Raw genomic sequence first — 16,141 nt, forward strand, 5'->3', positions numbered from 1 at the left:
AACCAAGATGGATTTCATTCTTCTGGACTACACCACGCTGCGCGTGATCTGGTGGCTGCTGCTCGGCATCCTGCTGATCGGTTTTGCCGTGATGGATGGTTTCGACCTGGGCGTGGGCACCCTGCTGCCCTTCGTCGCCCGCACTGACGCCGAACGCCGCCGGGTGATCAACACCATCGGCCCGGTCTGGGAAGGCAACCAGGTGTGGCTGATCCTGGGTGGCGGCGCCATCTTCGCCGCCTGGCCGCCGCTGTACGCGGTCAGCTTCTCTGGCTTCTACCTGGCGATGTTCGTGATCCTGTTCGCCCTGATCCTGCGCCCGGTCGGCTTCAAGTTCCGCAGCAAGATGCCCAGCGAACGCTGGCGCAACACCTGGGACTGGGCGCTGTTCATCGGTGGCTTCATCCCGGCGCTGATCATGGGCGTGGCAGTGGGCAACGTGCTGCTGGGCGTGCCGTTCCATTTCGATGACAGCATGCGCATCTTCTACACCGGCTCGTTCTTCGGCCTGCTGATGCCCTTCGCGCTGCTGGCCGGCCTGCTGAGCGTGTCGATGCTGGTCGCCCACGGTGCCGCCATGCTGGTGATCAAGACCGACGGCGCGGTGGCCGAGCGTGCCGCCCGATTCGGCAGCATCGCGGCGATCATCGCCTTCGTGCTGTTCGCGGTGGGCGGCGCCTGGGTGGCCTTCGGCCTGCCGGGTTACCAGATCACCTCGCAGGTGGTTACCGATGGCGCCACCAATCCGCTGCTGAAGACCGCCGAACTCGGCGCCGCCGGTGGCTGGATGCGCAACTACAGCGCGATGCCGGCCACGATCCTGGCCCCCCTGCTCGGCCTGGCCGGCCTGCTGGCCAGTGCGGTGCTGCTGCGGGCCCGTCGTGGTGGCCTGGCCTTCATCGCCTCCGGTGCGGCCATCGCCGGCGTCATCCTGACCGTCGGCTTCGCCATCTTCCCGTTCCTGCTGCCGTCCTCGAGCCAGCCCACCTCCAGCCTGACCGTGTGGGATGCCTCGTCCAGCCACCTGACCCTGTGGATCATGCTGCTGGCCACGGCGGTGTTCCTGCCGATCATCCTCGCCTACACCACCTGGGTGTACCGCGTGCTGAAGGGCAAGACCACCTCCGAAGAGATGGGCAACAACCCCAACGCGTATTGATTGCTTGCACGTGTGCCGATCAACGGTCGGCACCTACCCGGAATGAAGGAGACTGATCATGTGGTATTTCGCCTGGATTCTCGGTGCCGGCCTCGCCTCGACGGTGGCCATCCTCAACGGCATGTGGTTCGAAGCCCGCGAGCAGAACCGCATCGAGAACGAAAATCGTTGCTGAGATGTAAAAAGACCTTGCCGCCTTGGCCTTCACACGGTATCTTAGGCGGCTCCTTCGGGGTGTAGCTCAGTCTGGTAGAGCGCTACGTTCGGGACGTAGAGGTCGCAGGTTCGAATCCTGTCTCCCCGACCACTTCGGTGGTCGCATTGAAGCCTGGTGATGTCGCCCAGGCTTTTTTGTTCCCTGAAGTGGCACCGCTTTCGCGGTGTGAAGAAAACAGCGTTCACCCCTTGCCGCCATCGGGATGAATCGCTAGAATAGGCGGCTCCCTTCGGGGTGTAGCTCAGTCTGGTAGAGCGCTACGTTCGGGACGTAGAGGTCGCAGGTTCGAATCCTGTCTCCCCGACCACTTCGGTGGTCACCAAGAAGCCTGGAAGACATCACTGTCCTCCGGGTTTTTTTGTACCAGGCGCCAGGCCTCCCGCATGACGGGACCTTGCCAGGCAGCGCACGTACAATGGCCGCGCTGCCGGCCCGCCAGCAGCCCCTCCCCCACCTGCCGCTTCGGCGTAGACCGATGCCGGCGCGGCATGCCATTGCCCCGGCGTGCGACACCTGCAAGGACCACCGATGAGTTCCTCCACTTCCGATTCGCCGTCGCTGCTGCACGGTCGTGTCCTCGCGTTTGCCGCGATCCTGCTGGCAGCGGTCAACCTGCGCACTGCGGTCACCTCGATCACCCCGCTGCTGGACGTACTCGGCCAGCAATTCGGCTTCGGCACCACCATGACCGGCGTGCTGGGCATGCTGCCGACCGCCTCGTTCGCGGTGTTCGGCGTGGCCACGCCGACGCTGGCGCGGCGCCTGGGCCTGGAGCGCACCACGCTGCTGGCGATGGTGATGGCGATGGCCGGCCTGCTGCTGCGCTCCAGCGCCGGCAACGTCGGCACGCTGCTGCTCGGCTCGGTGCTGGCACTGGCCGGCATGGGCATCGGCAACGTGGTGGTGCCGCCGCTGGTGAAGCGCTACTTCGCCAACAAGGTCGGCACCATGAGCACGCTCTACATCAGCGTGCTGCAGCTGGGCACCATGCTGCCCGCATTGCTGGCGGTACCGGTGGCCAACGCCGCTGGCTGGCGCGTGTCGCTGGGCATGTGGGCACTGCTGGCACTGGCCGCAGCATTGCCGTGGCTGGTTCTGGCCAGGCGCGCACCGAAGCCGCAGGCAGATGCCATCGACCCGACCGCACAGCCGCATGGGAAAGTCTGGCGCACCTCACTGGGCTGGAGCATGACGCTGATGTTCGGCATGACTTCGCTGATGACCTATTCGATGTTCACCTGGCTGCCACGCATCGTGGTCGAGGCCGGCGGCACACCGGCCTTTGGTGGCGTGATGGTGGCGGTGTTCTCGGCGCTCGGGCTGCTGCCGTCGCTGGTCATTCCATCCATGGCAGTTCGCATGCAGAACCCGTTTCCGCTGGTGCTGATCGGCTTCTTCTCGTTCGTGATCGCCTTCACCGGCCTGCTGCTGGCACCGATGAAGGCCCCCCTGCTGTGGGCGTGCCTGCTCGGCGTCGGTCCATCCACCTTCCCACTGGCGCTGACCCTGATCAACCTGCGCACGCGCACCCCCACCGGCTCGGCGGCACTGTCCGGCTTCATGCAGGGCGTGGGTTACAGCTTCAGCTGCCTGGGGCCGTTCCTGGTCGGCTGGCTGCATACGGTCAGCAACGGCTGGACGCTCCCGTTCAGCTTCCTGTTCGGCTGCGCCACCCTGATGCTGTGCGCCTCCTGGGTGGCCTGCAAGCCGCGCAAGCTGGAAGACCTCTGGTAAGCCGCGCAGGGCCTCGCAACCGGCCCCACCTACCGCTCGTCAGCCCGTCTGCGCATTTTGACGCCGGGCTGACAATTCCGGGCGGATAGTGCCCACGAATGCCCATCCTTGCCGCGTGCCGGCATCGGGCATGGGGGCGGCAGCGCCGCCCAGGCCACCATTCGGTGTGCGGGGGACTCTCGTTTCAGACAAGACATTGCAGGTCGCTGTCCGGGTTTGTATCCGTCCTTGCTGGACGGGAATGCACGAAGGGAGTGACGCGGGCCACGGCCACGCCAAAAGCTGGCATGTGATGTGCGTCACATTTCTCAGGTTGTCTGGTTCGGAAGCCAAGGGGGTCCCCAATGGTTGTCCACCGCCGGCTGGCGCTCTGCGTCGGCCTTGCCTGCACCGCCCTGGCCTGGGCCAGCGGCGCCGCCCCGCCTGACCGCGAGGCGGCCTTGGCCGAGATCGGCCGCTACCGCGACCAGGCCCGCTGGCTGGATGCCCTCGGCGCGATCGAGCGCGCCAGCCAAGAGCAACCCAACGACGACCTGCTGTTCAAGCTGCGCGTACTGACCCTGGGCGACATCGGCAACGCCTGGCGCGCCTGGGAGCTGTACCAGCAGCGCCCGCAGCTGTTCGACGCTGCACAGAAGCAGCGCATCGAAGGCGACTACCTGGCCAAGCGGGTGGTGTGGAGCCTGGCCTACAGCAGCAGCGAAGACAGCCGCCTGGAAGAAGCCGAATCGACCCTGGCGCGCATGCAGCGCTACCTGGGCAGCGAAGGCACCCCGCCCGCGCAGGCGCCGCTTCGCGTCCGCATGGACCGGCTGATCCTGCTCAACCGGCTGGGCCGCCATGCGCAGGTGCGCGAGGAAGCCCGCGCACTGCAGGCCGAAGGCCATGCCCTGCCCGACTATGTGCTGCCTGCGGTCGGCGATTCGCTGATGGGCACCCTGCATCCGGAAGAAGCCATACCGGTGCTGCAGGCGGCAGTGGCCGGCGACCCGACACGCGATGCTTCGCATTCGGAACTGGCCTATGCCTACCTGGAGAGCGAGCAGCAGGAAAAGGCGATCAACCTCCTGCAGGCCTGGCGTGACAAGGAGCCGGCGTGGCGCTGGAGCAACGGCAAGTCACCGTACGCGAACTGGTCACGTTACGAGGCCGACCTGAATCTGGCGATGGTACGCGCCTACAGCGGCGACCTGCGCACCGCACAGCATGACCTGGAATCGATGGTCGACATCGCACCGGGCAACGGCGGCCTGCAGAGCGCGCTGGGCAACGTGTACATGATGCGCGGATGGCCAAGCATGGCACTGCAGCGCCAGCAGATGGCACATGCGCTGGACCCTCGCGACATCGAGCCGCGGCTGGGGATGGAGGAGGCCTACGTCGCCCTGCAGCGCGATGACCTGGCAAGGCCACTGCACGACGATCTTGTCGCACGCTACCCGACCCAACCCGCCGTCGAACGCATGGACCAGGCCTGGCGGGCGCATCGCGGTTGGCAGCTGAAGGCATGGACCGACATTGGTCGCAGCTCCGGCGGTGGCGGCACCTCGCCGCTGGGCAACAACGACCGTCACTACGGCATCGAAGTGCAGACACCGGTGCTCGACGACCGCTGGCGGTTGTTCGCCTTGGCCGACAGGCGCTCGGTCGACTTCCAGGACCAGCGCATCGACCCGCTGTGGCTGGGCGCGGGCGTACGCTACCGCTTCGGCCAGCTGGATGCGGAAGCGGCGGTACTGCGCGCCAACGACCACATTGGCGATACCGGCCTGCGCATCGGCGTGGGTTGGCAGTTCAACGATTACTGGCATGCCGGGCTGGTGGCCGCACGCAATGACCCGGAAGCCTCGATGCAGGCGCGCGTGGCGGGCATCACCGCTGACAGCGTGAGCGCGCAGGTCGACTACCGGCGCAGCGAGCTGACCCACTGGATGTTCGGCGCCAGCCGCTTCCGCTACGACGACGGCAACCACCGCGAGCTGTTCAGCACCAGCATCGAACAGCGCCTGCTGACCCGCCCGCGCTGGTTGATCGACGGCCTGGCCAGTGCCTACACCAGCCGGGGCAGCCGCGACGACACGCCCTACTTCAACCCGAAGCGCGACCGCATGGTCGAGATCGGGCTGCGCATCGACCAGCAGCTGTGGCGGCACTACGAGCGCCACTTCCGGCACCGCCTGACGGTCTCGCTGGGTGACTACTGGCAGGACGGCTTCGGCAGCGCTCTGGTCCCTTCGGTGTCCTACATGCACGAATGGCAGCTGGGCCAGGGCCGCGTGTTCGAGTACGGCGTGCGCTGGTCGCGGCCGGTCTACGACGGCCACCGCGAGCGTCATATCGGCTTCGAAGCCGCACTGCGCTGGGGAGAGTGACATGGCCCGCATCCTGCGACTGATCGTGCTCCTGCTGCTGGCCGCCACGCCGCCGGCGTTCGCGCAGCAGGCCCTGCATCTCGATGCCACTGACAACGGCCTGCTGATCCTCAGCTACCACGACATCCGCGACCGGGTCGCGGCCAAGGGCGATGCCGATACCTATGCGGTGAGCACGCAGAACTTCGCCGCACACCTGGACTGGCTCGGCGCGCATGGTTATCACCCGGTCTCGCTGTCGCAGGTGATCGATGCCTCGCAGGGGCGGGCCACGCTGCCGCCCAAGCCTGTGCTGCTGACCTTCGATGACGGCCTGCGCAGCATCTACGACGAGGCCTTCCCATTGCTGCAGGCCTACCGCTACCCGGCGCTGGTGGCGGTGATCACCGATTACGTGGACATGGCTCCGGGCCGCACCATCGACTACGGCTACCGCCCGTTCGGCCGCGATGACTTCGTCACCTGGGCGCAGCTGAAGCAGATGCACGACAGCGGCCTGATCGAAGTGGCCAGCCACACCGACGACCTGCACCACGGAGTGCTTGCCAATCCGCAGGGCAATTCGACGCCAGCGGTGGTCACCCGCATCTACCGGCCGGCCACGCGCAGCTACGAGAGCGAGGCGCAGTACGAGCAGCGCCTGCGCGCCGATCTCGGCCGCAGCGTGCAGCGCATCCAGCAGCATCTGGGCGTGCGCCCGCGCGCCATTGTCTGGCCGTACGCCGCCTACAACCAGTTGAGCAACGACATCGCCGAACAGCTGGGCATGCCGGTGTCCTTCGATCTGGAAGGCCGCAGCACGCCAGTGACCAGCGACCTGCATGGGCTGGCGCGCTTCCTGGTCAGCGACAACCCGACCGTGGAGGGCCTGGCCTACGAGCTGCGCCGCGATGTCGCGCTCGATGGCATCCGTGCCCTGCAGATCGACCTGGATGATGTCTACGACGCAGACCCGGCGCAGCAGGCACGCAACCTCGATGTGCTGGTCGAGCGGGTCAAACGCATCTCGCCCACCCACGTCTACCTGCAGGCCTTCGCCGATCCCGACGGTAACAACACCGCCGATGCACTGTACTTCCCCAACCGGCACATGCCGATGCGTGCGGACCTGTTCAGCCGGGTCGCCTGGCAGCTGAAGTCGCGCGCGGGGGTGAAGGTCTACGCATGGCTGCCGGTGCTCGGCTTCGAGCTGCCCGAACCCGTGCAGCGCAAGGCACTGGCGATCCGCAACGGCGATCCCGATGGCATGTACCGGCTGGACTTCACCAATCCGAAGGCCCGCCAGATCATGCTCGACATCTACGAGGACTTGGCGGTCAACTCGTACTTCGAAGGCCTGCTCTTCCATGACGATGGCTATCTACGCGACACAGAACTGCCGACGCTGGCGGCCGGCGACGATGGCAGCGCTCGCACCCGGGCGCTGATCGACTTCACCCTGGCCCTGCGCGACAGTGCGCAGCGTTGGCGGCCGAAGCTGGCCACGGTGCGCAACCTGTACGCGGAGCCGGTGCTGCGTCCGCAGAGCGAGGCCTGGTTCGCGCAGCGCCTGGACCTGTTCAACAAGGCCTACGACCAGACCGCACTGATGGCGATGCCGTGGATGGAAGGCAGCAGGCATCCGGAACGCTGGCTCGACCAGCTGCTGGCCGCGGTGCGCGCGCACGATCCCCAGTTGCAGCACACCCTGTTCGAACTGCAGACCGTCGATTGGCGCAGCGGGCAACCGATTCCCGCCGAGCGGCTGCGCGCGCAGATCCGCCAGCTGCAGGCGCAGGGCGTGCACCACTTCGCCTGGTACCCGGATGACTTCATCGCCGGCCAGCCTTCCACCCATGATGCCCGCGCGGCGATGTCCGCCGGCAACTTCCCGTACCCGGAGAAGTGACATGGACATGCATCCGCTGCTGCAGGTCCTGTTCCAGTTCGCCTTCTACTACCCGATGGTGATGGCGTTCTTCTGGATGTCGGGCGGCCTGTATTACTACTTCCGGCGCGAACGCCATTCGCGCCCACGCAACGACCCGCCGCTGATGGTCGATCCACCGTTCGCGAGCCTGTTGATTCCCTGCCACAACGAGTCCGCGAACCTCGACGACACGCTCGGCGCGGCGCTGGCACAGCGCTATCCGGCCGACTACGAGGTGATCGCCATCGACGATGGCAGCAGTGATGACACCGGCGCCCGGCTCGACGTGCTGGCGGCGAAGCATCCGCGGCTGCGCGTGCTGCACCTTGACCGCAACCTCGGCAAGGCCAACGCGCTGCGCATGGGTGCGCTGGCGGCCCGCTCGGAGTACCTGGTGTGCATCGATGGCGATGCCATGCTGGAGGAACACGCCCTGCACTGGATGGTCTGGCACCTGGTCAGCGGCAACCGCGTCGGTGCGGTCACCGGCAACCCGCGCATCCGCAACCGTTCCACCCTGCTTGGACGCCTGCAGGTGGCCGAATTCTCCTCGATCATCGGCATGATCAAGCGCGCGCAGCGCGTGTACGGGCGCATCTTCACCATCTCCGGAGTGATCGCAGGCTTTCGCCGCACCGCCCTGCACCAGGTCGGCTGGTGGTCGGACGACATGGTGACCGAGGACATCGACATCAGCTGGCGCCTGCAGCGGGCGCATTGGGACATCCGCTACGAACCCAACGCGCTGTGCTTCATCCTGATGCCGGAAACGCTGAAGGGCCTGTGGCGGCAACGGCTGCGCTGGGCGCAGGGTGGCGTGGAAGTGATGCTGCGGCATGCGCGTTCACTGCTGCACTGGAAGGAGCGGCGCATGTGGGGCGTACTGCTGGAGTACGTGCTGAGCGTTATCTGGGCCTACACCATGTTGTTCATCGTGGTGCTGTGGGTGCTGGGCAAGCTCATCGACATGCCGCCGCAGCTGTACATCGCCAGCCTGCTGCCGCAATGGCATGGCGTGATCCTGGCCCTGGTCTGCCTGATGCAGTTCGCCAGCAGCCTGATCATCGACCGTCGTTACGAAACACAGATTGGACGCAACTACTTCTGGGTCATCTGGTACCCGATGGCGTACTGGCTGATCAGTCTTTCCACCACCCTGGTGGCGTTGCCGAAGACCCTGCTGCGCCGTCGCAGCAAGCGCGCCACCTGGACCAGTCCCGATCGGGGGATCCGATGAACGCACAACGCCCGTCCAACCGCTTCGACTCGCGGATGATCCGCAAGCCGCATCGCCAACCACGCTTCCAGCGCACCGCCTGGGGCTTCGTCACCCTCGCGTTCTGGGGGTTCTACTTCTACCTGTGGGCACCGTTGGTGACCCTGTTCTCGTGGCTGATCGGCGGCCAGCTGGCCTGGCAGCAGCTGTACGAACGGCAAAGCCACTTCGACCCCTATGTGCTGGTGGCACTGCCGCTGATGCTGCTGTGTGCCAGCGTGCTGCTGATCGGCTGGGCCGAGTACAACCGCGCGCGCTTCCGTGGCCACGAGCGACGCCTGCCGCGACCACTGGCCAGCCTCAATGAAGTCGCGGCCGATCTGGGTGCCAGCACCGGCCTTGCCGAGCGCCTGCTGGGCTGCAAGGCCGCCACGCTGCACATGGACGATCACGCGCGGCCGATCGGTATCCGCCGCGAGGTGGTGTGACGCCCCGGTAGTCGCCGACCCGGGTCGGCGCTTGCTTTGGTAGCTGCCGATCCTGGTCGGCGCTTGGGCCTGGTGGGCGCCGACCTTGGTCGGCACCGGGGTCTACCGCGAAGTGCATCCGCGCATCGCGTGGATCTACTTGCGCGTCTGCCCTTCGCCGCGCACGACAAATCGTTCGACGGTGAGTGCTTCCAGGCCCATTGGGCCGTACGCATGCAGGCGCGTGGTGGAAATGCCGATCTCGCTGCCCAGGCCCAGCTGGCCACCGTCGGAGAAGCGCGACGAGGCATTGACCATCACTACCGCCGAGCGCAGCGCGGTGACGAAGCGCTCGGCATGGCCGGCGTCTTCGGTGGCGATCACTTCGGTATGGTCGGAGGTATAGGCACGGATGTGCGCGATGGCCGCCTCGAGGTCATCAACCACGCGCACGGCCAGCACCAGGTCGAGGAACTCGGCAGCGTAGTCGTCTTCGCTGGCGGCGGTGCTGCCCGGCAGCAGCGGCTGCGCGTTCGTGTCGGCGCGCAGCTCCACGCCACGCTCACCGAGCGCCTGCGCCACGCGCGGCAGGAAGGCTTCGGCCACATCACGATGCACCAGCAGGGTTTCCAGCGAGTTGCAGGCCGACGGACGGCTGCACTTGCCGTCCACCAGAAGGTCGATGGCTTTGCCGAGGTCGGCGCTGGCATCCACGAACAGGTGGCAGACACCCTTGTAGTGCTTGATCACCGGCACCCGCGCATGCTCGGCAACGAAGCGGATCAGGCCTTCGCCGCCGCGCGGAATCGCCAGATCGATCAGTTCATGCAGCTGCAGCAGTTCCAGCATTGCTTCGCGGCGCAGGTCGGTCAGCACGGTCACTGCCGCCGCCGGTACGCCATTGGCCTGCAGGGCGCCGGCCAGCGCCTGGGCGATGGCGGTGTTGGAGTGGATCGCTTCGGAACCACCGCGCAGGATCACGCCATTGCCGGCCTTCAGGCACAGCGCGGCCGCTTCGGCGGTCACGTTCGGGCGCGCCTCGTAGATCATCGCGATCACGCCCAGCGGCACGCGCACCTTCTGCACGCGGATGCCGTTTGGACGCACATCGTCGCGGGTGATCTGGCCGACGGGATCGGGCAGCGCGGCGACCTCTCGCACGGCTTCGGCCATCGCGAACAGGCGTGCCGGGTCCAGCGCCAGGCGGTCGAGCATGGCACTGCCAATGCCTTTCTCGCGCGCAGCGGCAAGGTCGCGCGCATTACCGGCCAGGATCAGCCCGGCATTCACTTCCAGTGCCTGGGCCATCGCCAGCAGCAGCGTGCGGCGCGTCGCACTGTCGAGGCCGGCAACGGTCTGGGCCGCGTCACGGCAGGCACGCGCCTGCGCTTCGATGTCGCTCATCGGCGAGTCCTTCAATCCGGTCATGGCAGCACCAGGTCGTCTCGATGGACGACGCTACCGCCGTAGTTGTAGCCCAGCACGGCCTCGATGTCGCGCGAATGGCGGCCGGCGATCCGGCGCACATCATCGGCCGCGTACTGGCTGACTCCGCGCGCCACGCAGACGCGGCCCTGTGGCGCGTTCCAGCACACCTGCACCATGTCGCCACGGCGGAACATGCCCTCCGCGCCGGTGATGCCGCCGGGCAGCAGCGAGGCGCCCTTCTCGCGCATCGCCTGCGCCGCGCCGGCATCGATCACGATCGCACCCTCGACCAGCGGCGCGTGCCGCAGCCAGTGCTTGCGTGCCGCCTCGCGGCTGCGCGCAGCGTGAATGCGGGTGCCGAACAGGCGGTCCTGCGCCAGCGCGCGCACCACGTCACCGCTGCGGCCGTTGAACAGATAGGTTTCGATGCCAAGGCGCCCGGCCTTCGCCGCCGCCTCCAGCTTGGTCCGCATGCCGCCGGTACCAGCCCGTGAGCCGGCGCCACCGGCCATCGCCAGCACCTCGTCACTCAATTCCGGTACGTCGTGCAACGGCCGCGCGTCGGCCACGGTGCGCGGGTCGGCGCTGTACAGGCCGTCGATATCGGTGGCGATGAACAGTGCATCGGCATCGACCAGCGCCGCCACCGTCGCCGCCAGGTTGTCGTTGTCGCCAAGCTTGAGCTCGTCCACCGACACGGTGTCGTTCTCGTTGACCACCGGCAATGCTCCCAGCCGCAGCAGTTCGTTGAGCGTAGCGCGTGCGTTGAGGTAGCGGCGGCGGTTGCGCAGGTCGTCATGGGTCAGCAACACCTGCGCCACCGGACGCTCGAAGAAGCGCTGCCAGAGCCCGATCAGTTGGGCCTGGCCGAGCGCGGCCAGCGCCTGGCGCGCCGCCATCGCCGCACCGGGCTCATCGGCCCGCGGCAGGATCGCGCGCCCGGCCGCAACCGCACCGGACGACACGATCACCACCTCACGTCCGGCCAGTACATTGGCAGAAACGAACTGTGCCAGGCCCAGCGCGTGGCGGGGCGACAGGCCGCCGCCATCGGCGGCGAGCAGGCTGCTGCCCACTTTCAGCACCGCACGCCGCCACGGCGGCAGCGCCTGTTCCGGGAACGGCGAAGCGACGTGGCTGGCATGCAGAGTCATCAGTCAGGGCCTCAGCGGGTGTTCCATTCGTGCACGGTCAGGTCGGAGGCATGCATCGTCACCAGCGGATCGGTGGCGACGATGGCCTGCGCCTGCGCCAGGCTGTCCACGTTGCACAGCACATAGGCGCCACCACTGCCGTCGGCGAAACCACCAGTCAGCTGCAGCTTGCCCTGCGCCTGCAACGCATCGAGGAAATCGCGGTGCGGCTGCACCGCTGCATCGTTGAAGTCCGGCCGGCGCATCGCCATCACCAGGTAGACAGTGCCCGCCATCAGGACAGCGCCTGCCAGCGCGCGCGCAGTTCGTCCAGGCGCAGGTCGGCGGCCGAACCCGGCGACACGCGCGCGGCGAGGCTGCCTTCCGGGGTACGCCCCTGCCCTGCACTGTCGGCACCGGCAGCTGCGGCCTTGTAGGCCTCACGGAACGGCACGCCGGCCACGGCCGCTTCCACCGCCACGTCGGTGGCATACATGCCCGAATCGATGGCCGCACGCAGCTTGTCGTCACGCCATTCCAGATTGGCCAGCAGCGCCGGCAGCAGTTCCAGCGCGGCCAGGCCACGGCCGAAGCCGTGGAAGATGGCCCCCTTGGACGACTGCAGGTCGCGATGGTAGCCGGACGGCAGCGACAGCAGCTGCTCGATCTCGGTGCGCGCGGCGGCGACGCTGGCGTGGGTGGCACGCATCAGCTCGATCACATCCGGATTGCGCTTGTTGGGCATGATCGAACTGCCGGTGGTGTACTGCGCCGGCAGCGCGACGAAGCCGAACTCGGCGCTGGTGAACAGTGACAGGTCCCAGGCAATGCGGCGCAGGTCCAGCGTGGCGCCACCGAGCGCTTCCAGTGCAGCCAGCTCGAACTTGCCACGCGACAGCTGCGCATAGATCGGCGAGATCTGCATGCGCGCGAAGCCGAGCGCCGCCGTGGTGTGCTCGCGGTCCAGCGGCAGGTTCACGCCGTAGCCGGCAGCGGTACCCAACGGATTGGCGTCGACCAGCGCATGGGTATCGCGGGCGCGGATGGCGTTGTCGATGAAGGCCTCGGCCCAGCCCGCCCACCACATGCCGGCCGAGGACACTACGGCGCGCTGGATGTGGGTGTAGCCGGGAATCGGCAGGTTCTTCTCGGCCTGTGCGCGGTCCAGCGCAACCTTGGCCGCTTCGGCGCTGAGCTGTGCCACGCGCTGCAGCTTCTCCTTCAGCCAGAGGCGGGTGGCGACCAGGATCTGGTCGTTGCGGCTGCGGCCGGTGTGGATCTTGCGGCCGGCATCGCCGAGGCGTTCGGTCAGGCGCGCTTCGATCGCCGAGTGGCCATCCTCATACTGGGTATCGAGCACGAAGCGGCCTTCGCGGAAATCCTGCGCCAGGATCTCCAGTTCGCGCAGCAGGCCGTCCAGCTCGTCGGCACTGAGGATGGCGATGTGCTGCAGGCCTTGTGCATGTGCGGCGCTGGCAGCGATGTCATGCAGGAAGAACTCGCGGTCGAGGATCACGTCGTCGCCGGCGAGGAAGGTCTGGATCTGGGCGTCGACGGCGACGCCGGGCTTCTGCCAAAGAAGGTCTGCCATGGGGGCTCCGGAATGCGTATTCAGTGCGGGATCGACGTCAGTTCGTCGATGCCAAGCGCGAGGTTGAGGTTCTGCATGGCCTGGGTGGCCGCGCCCTTCAGCAGGTTGTCCAGGGTCGCCACCACCACGACCCGCTTGCCGCCCGGGGCCAGGGTGAAGCCACCGACCTGGGCACCGTGGCGACCGGCAATGCGGCTGACCCACGGCGCTTCATCCACCACGTCGATCAGGGGTTCGCCGGCATAGGCCTGCTGGAAGCGCTCGACGATCTGCTCGCGGGTCTGCACCCGGTTCAGCCAAAGATTGGCGGTGAGCGTGATGCCACGGAAATGCGGCGCGACGTGCGGCATGAATTCGACCGCCACGCCCAGCTGCACGGACACTTCGCGCTCGTGCACGTGGTTGGTCAGCGCGTAGGGCATCAGGTTGTCGGCCAGCAGTTCGACGTTGTTCTTGTCCGACGGCGTGGTACCGGCACCGGAGTAGCCGGAGACACCGAAGCACTGCGGCGGACCGGCCAGCAGGTCCAGCAGCGGATGCACCGCCAGCTGCATGGCGGTGGCATAACAGCCCGGGTTGCTGATGTGCTTCTGGCCGTTGTAGCGGCCACGGGTCAGCTCCGGCAGGCCGTAATACCAGCTGTTGTCGAAGCGGTAGTCGGCCGAGAGGTCGACGATGACGGTGTCCGCCTTCTCCGCCTCCAGCGCGGCCACGAACGGCGCGGCCAGGCCGTTGGGCAGGGCCAGGATCACCGCATCCACGCCCTTGGCCGCCACCGCGTCGGCGTCCAGGTTCTCGTACTGCAGATCGCCCTGGAATTCCGGGTGATGGTCGGACAGGCGCTGCCCGGCGCGCTCGCGCGAGGAGACGAAAGCCAGTTCCAGCCGCGGATGGGCGGCCACCAGCTTGATCAGCTCGGCGCCGGTATGGCCGCGGGCACCGACGATGCCAAGGGTAAAGGTCGAATCGTTCATGCGTGGCTGTCCAGGCGGTACTGCAGGTGGCGCTTCACGCCCTGCCATTCCGCATCGATGATGGAGAAGATGACGGTATCGCGCGGCGTGCCATCGGCATGCCGCTTGTGGTTGCGCAGCACGCCATCCTGCTTGGCGCCCAAGCGCGCGATGGCGGTGCGCGAGGTGACGTTGAACCAGCTGGTTTCCAGTACCACGCTGATGCAGCCCATGGCCTCGAAGGCGTGCTGCAGCAGCAACAGCTTGGCTTCGGTGTTGGCGCCGGTGCGCTGCACGCGCGGCGTGTACCAGGTGTAGCCGAGGCTGAGCCTGGGCACGCTGGCATCCATGTCGTAGAAGCGCGTGCTGCCGATGATGTCACCCGCCGCATCACGGATCACGAACGGCAGCACCTTGCCTTCGCTCTGCGCCTGCAACGCGGCCCGCACATAGGCCTCGGCCTGTTCCGGCGATGGCACCTGGGTGTACCAGAGCTGGTCCAGGCCGCTGCCTTCAAGCGCATCGCGCAGGCCGGGCACGTGCTCCATCTGCAGCGGCTGCAGGGTTACGTGCTGGCCGCGCAGGGTAGGAACCGTGTTCCAAGCATCGAGGTTGCTCATTGCTCAGCCCTGCAGGCTCGGGGTGCGCTGCGCGCAATGATCGACATAGGTCTTGATCCGGTCGATGCCATCGGCACCGAACCAGAATACCTTCCACTGATCCTGCTTGTAGCAGCCATCGGACTCGGCGTAGTAGAAGTGATTGATCGGGTTGCCATGGCGCGAGCGCCAGAACAGCTGCGGCGTTTCTTCCAGCATCACGTTCCAGACCGCACGGCCGAGGCCTTCGCCCTGTGCGTCGTCGAGCACGGCGAACTTGTCCAGGTACACGCCTTCGGCCTCGTCGGTGAGGATGACCGCGGTGCGGTAGTTCTCGCTGACGTAGGCGCGCAGCAGCCTGGTCTTCTGGAAATAGTCCGGCACCAGGGTGCGGCCGAAGCTGGATTCGATCAGGCCCTTCAGGCGCGGCAGGTCCAGTTCGTTCCAGGCGGTGGCGCGCAGCACTTTTTCGCCCTTGCGCACCAGCGTGCCCGAGCCCTTGTGGGTGAACAGTTCCTTGGCCAGGTCGGCCGGGCGGGTGATCGACACCGACGATTCCAGCGGCAGGCGATCGAGCAGATCCTTGATCTGTTCGATCTTCACCTTCATGCCGCCGTGGATCCACGGCTGCGCGATCAGGTGGTCGTACTCGGTGGACAGGTTGATCGAATCGATCACGTTGCCCGCCTCGTCCAGCAGGCCGCCGGTGCCGGTCAGGAAGATGATCTTGTACGGCTGCAGTTCCTGCACCAGCTCGTTGGCGGCGAAGTCGGCGTTGACGTTGAGGATCTGGCCACCGGCGGTTTCACCCAGGCTGGTGATGACCGGGATCGAGCCCGCACGCAGGCTGGCCTCGATCGGCGCCAGGTTGACCTTCTTCACCTCGCCGACCAGGCCGTAGGTATCCACGTCCAGGTACTCGGCCTCGAACACGCCACCGGTGATCGAGGTGGCGCGCGCGCCGTTCTGCTGCAGCGCCTCGACCAGGCGCAGGTTGGACTGCTGGAACACCCGGCGCACGATCGCCAGTGCTTCCGGCGAAGTCACGCGCAGGCCGTTCACGGTCTGCTTGTCGATGCCGGCCGCCGACAGCTCGGCATCCAGCTGCGGGCCGGCGCCGTGCAGCACGATCGGGGTCAGCCCGACTTCCTGCAGGAACGACAGCGAAGAGGTCAGCGCGTCGAGATCGTCGCGCAGCACCGCGCCGCCGACCTTGACCACGGCGAAGCGCTTGGCATCCAGCTGCGAAAAGCGCTTGAGGTACTGGCTGATCTCCTTCGCGCTGGCCATGCTGGAAAGCAGGCGCACGATGGTCTGGCGGGTCTGGCGGTGGGGCTGGAGGGCAGGAGACATTTAGGTTTCG

Annotated in this window: 14 protein-coding genes and 2 tRNA genes; 9 read left to right on the forward strand and 7 right to left on the reverse strand. The window is 66.9% G+C overall.

The genetic code is table 11. The features are described 5' to 3' along the window. The first annotated feature begins 7 nt into the window (after window positions 1-7). From cydB to pgaD, 9 genes are all read left to right on the forward strand, one after another. Window positions 8-1,159, forward strand: coding sequence for a cytochrome d ubiquinol oxidase subunit II (gene cydB / locus G370_RS0110030; protein WP_019660487.1), 1,152 nt, complete (start codon window positions 8-10; stop codon window positions 1,157-1,159). A 58-nt stretch (window positions 1,160-1,217) separates the two neighbouring features. Further along, window positions 1,218-1,334 carry a cytochrome bd-I oxidase subunit CydX gene (gene cydX, locus G370_RS0110035; protein WP_019660488.1) on the forward strand — a complete coding sequence of 39 codons (117 nt, stop codon included), beginning with the start codon at window positions 1,218-1,220 and terminating at the stop codon, window positions 1,332-1,334. 55 nt (window positions 1,335-1,389) lie between these two features. Continuing rightward, window positions 1,390-1,466 (forward strand) — tRNA-Pro (locus G370_RS0110040). Between the two features lie 140 nt (window positions 1,467-1,606). Then, window positions 1,607-1,683 (forward strand) — tRNA-Pro (locus G370_RS0110045). Window positions 1,684-1,904: 221 nt separating this feature from the next. Further along, window positions 1,905-3,110 carry a CynX/NimT family MFS transporter gene (locus G370_RS0110050; RefSeq protein ID WP_019660489.1) on the forward strand — a complete coding sequence of 402 codons (1,206 nt, stop codon included), beginning with the start codon at window positions 1,905-1,907 and terminating at the stop codon, window positions 3,108-3,110. Between the two features lie 344 nt (window positions 3,111-3,454). Further along, window positions 3,455-5,482, forward strand: a complete 2,028-nt coding sequence (gene pgaA / locus G370_RS0110055; RefSeq protein WP_019660490.1) for a poly-beta-1,6 N-acetyl-D-glucosamine export porin PgaA — start codon at window positions 3,455-3,457, stop codon at window positions 5,480-5,482. 1 nt (window position 5,483) lies between these two features. Then, window positions 5,484-7,370, forward strand: a complete 1,887-nt coding sequence (gene pgaB / locus G370_RS0110060; RefSeq protein ID WP_019660491.1) for a poly-beta-1,6-N-acetyl-D-glucosamine N-deacetylase PgaB — start codon at window positions 5,484-5,486, stop codon at window positions 7,368-7,370. Between the two features lies 1 nt (window position 7,371). Next, window positions 7,372-8,628 carry a poly-beta-1,6-N-acetyl-D-glucosamine synthase gene (pgaC, locus tag G370_RS0110065; RefSeq protein ID WP_005414000.1) on the forward strand — a complete coding sequence of 419 codons (1,257 nt, stop codon included), beginning with the start codon at window positions 7,372-7,374 and terminating at the stop codon, window positions 8,626-8,628. After that, window positions 8,625-9,095, forward strand: coding sequence for a poly-beta-1,6-N-acetyl-D-glucosamine biosynthesis protein PgaD (gene pgaD, locus G370_RS0110070; protein ID WP_019660492.1), 471 nt, complete (start codon window positions 8,625-8,627; stop codon window positions 9,093-9,095). The genes pgaC and pgaD overlap by 4 nt, the downstream gene beginning before the upstream one ends. Window positions 9,096-9,230: 135 nt before the next feature. Here the strand turns inward: pgaD and G370_RS0110075 are convergent, their stop codons facing one another. The 7 genes from G370_RS0110075 to G370_RS0110105 are packed head-to-tail and all read right to left on the reverse strand — an operon-like array spanning window position 9,231 to window position 16,131. Further along, window positions 9,231-10,502: a glutamate-5-semialdehyde dehydrogenase gene (locus G370_RS0110075; RefSeq protein ID WP_019660493.1), complete on the reverse strand. Its 1,272-nt coding sequence runs from the start codon at window positions 10,500-10,502 to the stop codon at window positions 9,231-9,233. Further along, window positions 10,499-11,656, reverse strand: coding sequence for a glutamate 5-kinase (proB, locus tag G370_RS0110080; RefSeq protein WP_019660494.1), 1,158 nt, complete (start codon window positions 11,654-11,656; stop codon window positions 10,499-10,501). Before proB ends, G370_RS0110075 begins: the two co-directional genes overlap by 4 nt. 11 nt (window positions 11,657-11,667) lie before the next feature. Further along, window positions 11,668-11,931, reverse strand: coding sequence for a YciI family protein (locus G370_RS0110085; protein WP_019660495.1), 264 nt, complete (start codon window positions 11,929-11,931; stop codon window positions 11,668-11,670). Beyond that, window positions 11,931-13,226, reverse strand: a complete 1,296-nt coding sequence (gene argH / locus G370_RS0110090) for an argininosuccinate lyase (protein WP_019660496.1) — start codon at window positions 13,224-13,226, stop codon at window positions 11,931-11,933. The genes G370_RS0110085 and argH overlap by 1 nt, the downstream gene beginning before the upstream one ends. 20 nt (window positions 13,227-13,246) lie before the next feature. Continuing rightward, complete coding sequence (gene argC, locus G370_RS0110095; protein WP_019660497.1) at window positions 13,247-14,200, reverse strand: N-acetyl-gamma-glutamyl-phosphate reductase; 954 nt, start codon at window positions 14,198-14,200, stop codon at window positions 13,247-13,249. Beyond that, window positions 14,197-14,799, reverse strand: coding sequence for a GNAT family N-acetyltransferase (locus G370_RS0110100; protein WP_019660498.1), 603 nt, complete (start codon window positions 14,797-14,799; stop codon window positions 14,197-14,199). Before G370_RS0110100 ends, argC begins: the two co-directional genes overlap by 4 nt. A 3-nt stretch (window positions 14,800-14,802) precedes the next feature. Further along, entirely contained in the window at window positions 14,803-16,131 is a 1,329-nt protein-coding gene (locus G370_RS0110105) for an acetylglutamate kinase (RefSeq protein ID WP_019660499.1), read from the reverse strand. Between the last annotated feature and the right edge of the window lie 10 nt (window positions 16,132-16,141).

This window comes from Stenotrophomonas hibiscicola ATCC 19867 (assembly GCF_000382065.1).
Lineage (GTDB): Bacteria > Pseudomonadota > Gammaproteobacteria > Xanthomonadales > Xanthomonadaceae > Stenotrophomonas > Stenotrophomonas hibiscicola.